At 66.5% G+C, this 6,925-nt stretch carries 4 protein-coding genes and 1 pseudogene; all 5 read left to right on the forward strand.

Going from position 1 to position 6,925, the window contains the following annotated elements:
- A pseudogene (locus ACIRA7_RS13730) lies at positions 1 to 739 on the forward strand (hypothetical protein); the annotation flags it as partial.
- A 50-nt stretch (positions 740 to 789) separates the two neighbouring features.
- The gene (locus tag ACIRA7_RS13735; protein ID WP_396221414.1) at positions 790 to 2,109 is read left to right on the forward strand and encodes an ATP-binding protein; all 1,320 of its coding nucleotides are present in this window, start codon (positions 790 to 792) and stop codon (positions 2,107 to 2,109) included.
- A gap of 67 nt (positions 2,110 to 2,176) precedes the next feature.
- Complete coding sequence (gene lpdA, locus ACIRA7_RS13740) at positions 2,177 to 3,580, forward strand: dihydrolipoyl dehydrogenase (RefSeq protein WP_396221415.1); 1,404 nt, start codon at positions 2,177 to 2,179, stop codon at positions 3,578 to 3,580.
- A 4-nt stretch (positions 3,581 to 3,584) separates the two neighbouring features.
- Positions 3,585 to 4,295, forward strand: a complete 711-nt coding sequence (gene lipB, locus ACIRA7_RS13745) for a lipoyl(octanoyl) transferase LipB (protein ID WP_396221416.1) — start codon at positions 3,585 to 3,587, stop codon at positions 4,293 to 4,295.
- 153 nt (positions 4,296 to 4,448) lie between these two features.
- Positions 4,449 to 6,734: a hypothetical protein gene (locus ACIRA7_RS13750; protein WP_396221417.1), complete on the forward strand. Its 2,286-nt coding sequence runs from the start codon at positions 4,449 to 4,451 to the stop codon at positions 6,732 to 6,734.
- The last annotated feature ends 191 nt before the right edge of the window (positions 6,735 to 6,925 follow it).

Raw genomic sequence — 6,925 nt, forward strand, 5'->3', positions numbered from 1 at the left:
CCACGTCGGCGGCGTGATCAACTTCTGGGGCTGGAACAGTCTGACCAACACCCTCGTGTCGCCCACCTGGACCGATGTCATGGGCTACTGCAGCAACCAGTGGATCAGCGACTACAACTGGGCGGCGGTGATGCAGTACCGCAGTACCTCCGGCGGCGTGTCGTCGACCGACGCCCCGGGCGAGGGACTGCTGGTGTGGGGGCGTGTGGTCAACGGACAGATCCAGCTGGAGCCGGCCTTCCGGGTGAACGCCCCGGTCAGCGCGAGCGCCGTATCGGCCTCGCACCGTCTCGAACTGCTCGATGCCGACGGCACCACGCTGCTCGACCGGCAGATCGAGACACAGCGCGTGGATCACGCCACGGCGGCGGATGAGCGACAGTTCGCCGTGATCGTGCCCTGGAGCGCCACCCTCGAGGCGCGGCTCGCCTCCATCCGCGTGCGCGACGCGCGATCCCCGTTGTCGTCGGTGGTGCGCAGGAGCGCCCGGATGACAGCCCCCGCGGCGGCTGGCACGCCGGTGGTGCTGCCGGCGCCGGTGCAAGCGCAGGTCGCGCGCACCACCGACGGCCGGGCGCGCGTCACGTGGAACAGCACGGCCTATCCCATGGCCATGGTACGCGACGCCTCTACCGGCGCGCTGATGGGCTTCGTGCGTCGCTCGGGCGACGCGGTGGTCACGGGAGGACGGGCAGTCGAGGTGGTGTACTCGGACGGGGTGCGGACGGTACGGCAGTAGTCGGAGTATTTGTCCTTGCAGGAAGGATGAATAAGAGGTAATTTGTCACGATGGAAAGGACAATTTCCTCCGACCTCCTGAGAGCGAAACTGGCCGAGGCACTGACCGCGCCGCCGCCTGATCTCACGAGGCGAGACGTGCGCTTACCCGGAATTGCGGGTAAGCCCCTCGCCGTTATCGGGGTGCGCCGCGGCGGGAAAACGTCGTTTCTGCACCAGCGGCGCGCCGATCGCATCGCGGGCGGGCGCCCACGGGAGTCCCAGCTCATGCTGGGGCTCGAGGATGAGCGCCTCATCGGAATGACGGCGCTCGACCTCGGGTGGGTCATCGAGGAGCATGCTCGGCAATTCCCGACGATTCACGCTGGGGGCCTCCTCTCCCTCTACCTCGACGAGATCCAAATTGTCGACGGGTGGGAGTCGCTGGTCCATCGCCTCGTGGAAGCAAAAAACGTCGAAGTGATCGTCTCAGGCTCCTCGGCGAAGCTGCTAAGCCAGGAAGTTGCCACGGCTGTGCGCGGCCGGCTCCTCGAAGTGCTGGTGCATCCCTTCTCCTTCCGCGAAGTGCTGCGCCACGCAAACGCTGAACCAGTGGAGCCGTGGCATGGTCTCAGCCCAGGCGAGCGAGCCGACCTCGACGCGCGGCTCCGCGACTACCTGAAAACGGGTGGGTTCCCCGAAGCGCAAGGAACGGAGCTGCGTGACCGCGCCAGACTGCTCACGGGGTACGTCGACACCATGGTCCTCCGCGACGTCATCGAGCGGCACAAGGTTTCGAACCCCACGGCGTTGCGAGCGCTCCAACGGCACCTGCTTTCCACGCCGGGGGGGAGCTTCACCGTGCACAAGTTCTACAACTTCCTGCGGTCACAGGGGGTGCCGATCGGGAAGGACACGCTCCACGCCTACCTTGACCACCTGCAGGACGCTTTCCTCGTTCGCGTGCTCGACATGCAGAGCGCATCGGAAAAGCAACGGTTGGTGAACCCGCGCAAGGTTTACCCAGTGGACGCCGGCCTCATCCCACTCTACGAGCAGCCCGGTCGGGAGCACCGAGGGCGCGCGCTCGAGACGGCGGTGCTGCTCGAACTGGAGCGACGCGAGTATTCCGTCACATGGCTGCGCGTCGGCGACGATCGTGAGGTGGACTTCTTCGCGACCAGGCCCGGCGAGCCGCCATTGTTGGTTCAGGTGTGCCTCGATACCTCGGACGAAGCAACATGGGAGCGGGAGGTGCGGGCGCTCGAGGCGGCCGCAAGGAGCCACCCTCACGCCGTCGCCCTACTCATCACGCAGGATCAATCCCCGCCGACGCGGCTGCTCCCAGAACGGCTTCAATGGTATTCAGCCGCCCAGTGGCTGCTCGGATAGCCCCCCTACGCTGGCGCGTTTTCCGCTAGCTTACGTCATCGTCATTCCCCGTCTATCCCCGACTATCATGGCTTTGTTCGACGTCATCATTCTTGGCGGTGGTCCCGCCGGCTACGTGTGCGCCATCCGCTGTGCCCAGTTGGGTATGCAGGTGGCCGTCATCGAACGTGAAGCCCTCGGCGGCACGTGCGTATTGTGGGGCTGCATTCCCGCCAAGTCGCTGCTCGAGAGCGCCGGCCTCGCCGTGAAGCTCGGCAAGGCGGCCGAACACGGCATCACGCTCGACGGCATCACGCTCGACTTCGGTCCGGCCATGAAGCGCTCGCGCAGCATCAGCGCGCAGAACTCCAAGGGCGTCGACTTCCTGATGAAGAAGTACAAGGTCCAGTCGATCCGCGGCGAAGGCGTCCTCGAGAAGGGGAAGAAGGTCACCGTCACGCTGCCCGACGGCAAGAAGGAGACGCACGAAGCCAAGAAGGCCGTCGTGATCGCCACCGGCTCGCGTGTGAAGGGGCTGCCGCAGGCCGGTCTCGAACTCGACAAGCAGGTCGTGCTCTCCAGCGACGATGTGCTGGTGGCCGAGAAGGCTCCGGCCTCGATGGTCATCGTGGGCGCCGGGGCCGTGGGGGTGGAATTCGCCGACGTGTTCGCCGCCTTCGGCACCAAGGTCACGCTGGTGGAAGTGGCCCCGACGATTCTTCCCATCGAAGACGCCGATTGCAGCGCCGAGCTGGCCAAGGCGTTCAAGAAGCGGAAGATCGAGGTGCTCACGGGTGCCAAGATCACCAGCACGAAGATCACGAAGACCGGTGCCACAATGGTGGTGGAAGCGGGCGGCACCACGCACACGCTCGAAGTCGAGAAGGTGTTGGTGGCGGCTGGACGCGCGCCGAACGTGGAGAAGATCGGCCTCGAAACGGTGGGGATCGCCAAGTCGGAACGCGGCTTCGTGAAGATCACCGAGAAGTTCGAAACGAACGTGCCGGGCTACTACGCCATCGGTGATGTGTCGGGGCACCAGATGCTGGCCCACAAGGGGTCACGCGAAGGGCATGTGCTGGCCGACCTGCTGGGTGGCGAGCATCCGCACCTGGTGAACTACAACAACATCCCGAGCTGCACCTACTGTCATCCGGAAGTGGCCAGCATCGGCCTCACCGAGCAGGCGTGCAAGGATCAGAAGCTCGACTACAAGGTGGGCAAGTTCCCGTTCTCCGCCAACGGCCGCGCGCGCACCAGCGGTGAGACCGACGGCTTCGTGAAGATCATCCGCGACGCGAAGTACGGCGAGATTCTGGGCGCGCACATCGTGGGTGCGCACGCCACGGAGCTCATTCACGAGCTCGTCGTCGCCCGCGAGAACGAGTTCACCGTCGAAGAGATCGATTTGGCGATCCACGCCCATCCGACGCTCAGCGAAGCGATCGGTGAAGCGGTGCTGGACTCGATGGGGAAGATGCTGCACGCGTGACCTGATGCAGTTGTATGTCCTCGATCTCGGCCTCACGCCCTACGACGTGGCGTGGGGCATCCAGAAGCGCGCCGCGGCGGCGCGGATCAGTGGGGCGCTCGATCAGGATCTGCTGATCCTGGTGCAGCATCCGCCGGTGGTCACGCTCGGCCGCAGCACCAAGCCGGGCAATCTGCTGGTCACACCGGAGTATCTCGCGTCGCGCGGCGTGGAGCTGCGCGACGTGGAGCGCGGCGGTGACGTGACGATTCACGAGCCTGGTCAGCTGGTGGGGTACCCCATCATCGACCTCAAGCGCCACAAGCAGGACCTGCACTGGTATCTGCGGCAGGTGGAAGAGTCGATCATCGTGGCGTTGCGCGGTGTCGGTCTCGAGACCGGTCGTGTGGCCGGGCTCACCGGCGTGTGGCGCGAGGATGCCGATGGGCGGCGCAAGCTCGCCAGCATCGGCGTGCACGCAAAAGATTGGGTGACGTGGCACGGCGTGGCGCTCAACATCACGAACGATCTGTCCACGTTCGAACACGTGGTGCCATGCGGCATCGATCAGGTCACGATGAGCACGGTGGCGCGCGAATGTGATAACGCGGGCCAACCATCCCCCACGTTTTCGCAGGTGCAGCAGCACGTCATGCACGGCTTTGCGAGTGTGTTCCACTGCCATGCGGCGCCGCTCCCCGACATCATGCAGCACGCGCTGCATGATGTCGGCTGACGCGAACATCGCCACCGCGCTCCAAGCCTCACGCGCGTTCTCCTGCTGCTCTTTCGCACGCAGTCTTCACGCAGTATCCTCTGCGGGAATATCGGATCCGCGTGTCGAGGTCGATCTCACGAAGTACCCCTGCCACCCTCAATGATCCCGCTCATGCCGAGACAGTACGCTCCCGTTGGCTTTCCGGTGCCGCGCGCGGCTGCCGTAACGCTGACCGCCTTCATGCTGGCCGCCTGCAACGGCGACGACGGCCCCAAGCCACCCGCCACGATCGCCACCGTGAGTGGCGCCTCGAGCACCGGCGTCGTCGGTGAGTTCGCCCCCGATCTCTTGTCGGTAAAGGTCGCCGACGCCGGCGGGAGTCCCGTGGGCGGCGTGGTGGTCACCTTTACTGTGGCCGAGGGTGGTGGATCAGTAACGCCGACAGTGGATACGACCAACAACAGCGGTATCGCCGAGACGCGCTGGCGCCTGGGTGGTAGCGCAGGCGTACAGCGCGTCACGGCCGCGATCGCCGGCGTGACGACCACCGCCACCTTCGTCGCGACCGCGGCGGCTGGTGCCCCCGCGGCAGTCGCGATCCAGGGCGGCGACAATCAGAGCGCGCTGGCCGGTGCTACGCTAACCGCGGCACCCTCGGTGATCGTTCGCGACCGATTCAACAACGTCGTCGCCGGCACCTCGGTCCTGTTCAGTGTGGCGAGTGGTGGCGGCAGCATCACCGGCGCCGGTGCGACCACCAACGCCAACGGCATCGCGACCGTCGGCGAGTGGCGGCTTGGCGCGGCGGCGGGCACGAATCGCCTGCAGGCGCTGGTACTCTCGAATGGTGTCACGGGAAATCCGATCACCTTCACGGCCACGGGGACCGCCGGTACGGCCGCTGCGGCCGCGGCGGTGGGCGCGACGTCCTTCACCGGGGTGGTCGGCGCACTCGTCACGCCGCTGCCCTCCATTCGTGTCGTCGATGCCAACGGCAACCCGGTAGCCAACACGTCGGTCACCTTCGTGGCCTCGGCGGGCTCGAACGTGGTGGGTGGCACCAAGACCACAAACGCGTCGGGCCTCGCCACGCCAGACGGCTGGCAACTCGGCAGCATCGCCCAGAACTACACCCTCACGGCTACAGCCGGTACGCTCACGCCGGTGGTGTTCACGGCCACGGCGCGCAACGCTGCCGCGGCGGCACTGACGATCGTGGCCGGCAACAACCAGACGGCCACGGTGGGACGCACGCTCCCCATCGACCCGGCGGTGCGCATCAGCGACGCGTTTGGCAACCCCATTGTCGGTCAGGAAGTGGTGTTCGAGGTGACCGCGGGTGGCGGATCGGCGGTTGTCCGTCGTCCCCTTACCGATGCCAACGGCACGGCCACGGTCGGCGCCTGGACGCTCGGTGAAACGCCGGGCGCCAACACCCTCCGCGCCACGGCCACCGGTCTGACGCTTACCCCGGTCACGTTCACGGCAACGGCGACGGCAGGCGCCCCGGCGGTGTTCTCGGCCACGGCTGGCAATAACCAGAGTAGTGTCGCTGGGTCGCTGGTGGCGATTGCCCCGTCCGTCGTGGTACGGGACAACCGTGGCAACCCGGTGGCTGGTGTAACTGTGACGTTTACTCCCGGCGTGGGGAGTGGCACAGTGACCGGTGGTTCGGTGGTCACGAACGCGCTGGGTCAGGCGAGTGTCGGCAGCTGGCGACTGGGCACGACAGCTGGTGCGCAGACGCTCACGGCGTCCACGGCGGGACTTTCCGACGTGGTGTTCCAAGCCACGGCCACGGCGGGTGCCGCGGCGGCCTTGCAGGTGGTGGGTGACTCGCTGCTCGCCAACTTCCCGGTGAACAGCTTCGTTTCGCCGCTACCCACGCTGCGCGTGATCGATGCGAACGGAAACCCCGTAGCGGGTGCCGCGGTGACGTTCGAGGCCGTGACGGGAACCGGCAACACGCTGACCGGCGCGACCATCACCACCGCCGCCGACGGTCTGGCGCAGGTGACCACGTGGCGCATTGGTACGGTGGTCGGCGTCTATCGTATTCGTGCGGTCGTGACGGGGGTGACGCAGGCTGGCCTCGAGCCGACGTGGGTGGTGACTGGTACGGCGCTGTCGGCGGCGTCGGTCACGGTCGCGGTCACGTCAATCCAGGCGCAGGCTGCAGTGGCAGGTGCCGCGGTGGGTACGGCCCCAGTCGTCCGGGTCGTCGACATCTATGGCAACGCGGTCGCGGGCGTCACGGTGACGTTCACCCTGGGCGGTGGCAGCGGCACGATTGCCGGTGGTGCCGGACCGGTCGTGGCACTGACCGATGTGCTCGGATTTGCGGCCTCGGGGTCGTGGGTCATGCCTACGGGTTCTGGCGCGCGCACGCTCACCGCGACGGTGACCGGAACCGGCATTACGAATAACCCGGTGGTGTTCACGGCCACCGTTCCATAGCCGTCAATTTTATCGAGTAGGCAGAAGGGCCCTGGGGTACATCCCCAGGGCCCTTCTGCTTTTCCCCTTCAGTAGCCGACGCCTGCTCGCATCGTCGGCCGCTGAAGGTCAGGCCTTCTTGGTCGTATCGGGAGTCGTGCTCGAGTCGGCGGCTGGTGCGGCCTTTACCGAATCCACCGGCGGCGCGACCG

It is taken from the genome of Gemmatimonas sp. (assembly GCF_044376735.1).
Classification (GTDB): domain Bacteria; phylum Gemmatimonadota; class Gemmatimonadetes; order Gemmatimonadales; family Gemmatimonadaceae; genus Gemmatimonas.